The organism is Oleiphilus sp. HI0043, assembly GCF_001634935.1.
On the sequence record NZ_LWEY01001254.1, the window covers coordinates 1 to 1,884 of the forward strand.

Sequence of the window (1,884 nt, forward strand, 5' to 3'; positions counted from 1 at the left end):
GTATCAAGGATATGGGTGGTCTACCTGACGCATTGGTTGTGATCGATGTTGATCACGAGCGTATTGCGATCAAAGAAGCTAACAAATTAGGTATCCCTGTTATCGGTATCGTTGATACAAACAGTGATCCAGATGGTGTTGATTACGTTATCCCTGGTAACGATGATGCGATCAGAGCTATTCAGATTTATGCAAAAGCTTTTGCTGATGCAGTGCTTGAAGGTTCTTCAAAAGGTGGTGAGTACGTTGAAGTGGCGGAAGAGTCAGCGGCATCTGAAGAAGGCGAAAAAGCAGCAGAGTAATCTTTCTGTAAGCGTTTTCTTATAAAGTGCTCAAGGGTCGGTTTTCCGGCCCTTGTTTTCATTCGTTATTAATAATGCTTCGGTTCTTATTTGGTTGAAGGTGTGTTCCGCTTGCGAACATTTTAGCGCCTTTTGGGCCCAGGTAATGGAAGCAAATTTTTTAATTTTACAGCCGCTTGGGTTGTAACGGTAAAGAGGAATTGACATGGCCGCTATTAGCGCATCAATGGTAAAAGAACTTCGTGAGCGTACAGGTCTTGGTATGCTTGAGTGTAAAAAAGCACTTGCTGAAGTAGACGGTGATATCGAAAAGGCAATTGAAGAGTTGCGTAAGAAAAGTGGTATGAAGGCAGCTAAGAAAGCTGGCCGTACAGCTGCTGAAGGTGTGGTTGTGGCTAAAGTATCTGCTGACAACGCTTCTGCAATGTTAGTTGAAATTAACTCTGAGACTGACTTTGCTGCTAAGAACGAAGGTTTCCTTGCGTTTGCAAATAACGTAGCAGGCGCTGCATTTGAAGCAGGTTCTACTGATGTTGCTGGTCTTCTTGATTCAGAGCGTGAAGCTTTGGTTCAGAAAATTGGTGAGAACATTTCTCCTCGTCGTGCTGTTAAGTCTGAAGGTGAAGTTGTGGGTGCTTATGTTCACTCTAACAATCGAATTGCTTCGATTGTTGCGCTTAAAGGTGGTACGCCTGAGTTGGCAAGAGATATCGCTATGCATGCAACAGCGGTTAATCCTCGTGTTCTTAACCCTGAAGATATGCCTGAAGAAGAGTTGAATAAAGAGAAGGATATCATTAAGGCTCAGCCTGATATGGAAGGTAAGCCAGATGCGATCGTCGAGAAAATGATGGGTGGTCGTATTAAGAAATTCCTTAAGGAAAACAGCTTGGTTGAGCAGCCTTTCGTTAAGAATCCTGAAGTTACAGTTGGCCAGTTGGCTAAAGATGGCGGTGCAGAAGTTGTTTCTTTTGTCCGTATCGAAGTAGGTGAAGGTATTGAGGTTGAAGAGGCTGACTTCGCTGCAGAGGTTGCGGCTCAGCTTAAAGGCTAATTTAGTCTGTTTACATGGGTTTGTTAACAGGTAAATGTTGAAAAGATAGTTCCACTTTTTACCAATCCTGATACAATTCCCAACCGTGCCGTATAAGAAGGGTGATATAACCATTTTTCTTATGCGGCATTATTGTATCTGGCAATTGGTTTTTATCTTAAAGTTGTCTGGGGAGTACTTGCTCATCTGGAAAGACTGTTTTTAGTGGGGGCGACTCCCCCGAAATTAAGATACGTCATATGCATATTAAGCAGGTTCTTAACCTGTATTTGTTAACTACGCTTTAAATGCCGAGAGTGATTCATGCCTGTAAATCTCCAGCCAAAATATAAACGAATTCTTCTAAAACTTAGTGGTGAAGCTCTAATGGGCGATGAGGACTTTGGGATCGATCCAAAAGTACTTGATCGCATGGCTTTAGAAATTGGTCAGCTGATTGGGTATAGGTGTTCAGGTTGGCATGGTCATAGGTGGTGGTAACTTGTTTAGAGGTGCTGCCCTAAGCCAGGCTGGAATGGATCGTGTTAC

The 1,884-nt window shown here is 43.0% G+C and carries 2 protein-coding genes and 1 pseudogene; all 3 read left to right on the forward strand.

All coding sequences use genetic code 11. The features are described from left to right. A partial coding sequence (gene rpsB / locus A3729_RS15605) for a 30S ribosomal protein S2 (protein WP_068634055.1) occupies positions 1–302 on the forward strand: 302 nt, incomplete at its 5' end. 205 nt (positions 303–507) lie between these two features. Next, positions 508–1,356, forward strand: a complete 849-nt coding sequence (tsf, locus tag A3729_RS15610) for a translation elongation factor Ts (RefSeq protein ID WP_068508228.1) — start codon at positions 508–510, stop codon at positions 1,354–1,356. A 303-nt stretch (positions 1,357–1,659) separates the two neighbouring features. Then, positions 1,660–1,884 (forward strand): annotated as a pseudogene (locus tag A3729_RS30950) (UMP kinase); the annotation flags it as partial.

Bases quoted from the DNA above. Each gene is read 5' to 3' on its own strand.
- tsf (WP_068508228.1), top strand. From the start codon at position 508: ATGGCCGCTATTAGCGCATCAATGGTAAAAGAACTTCGTGAGCGTACA.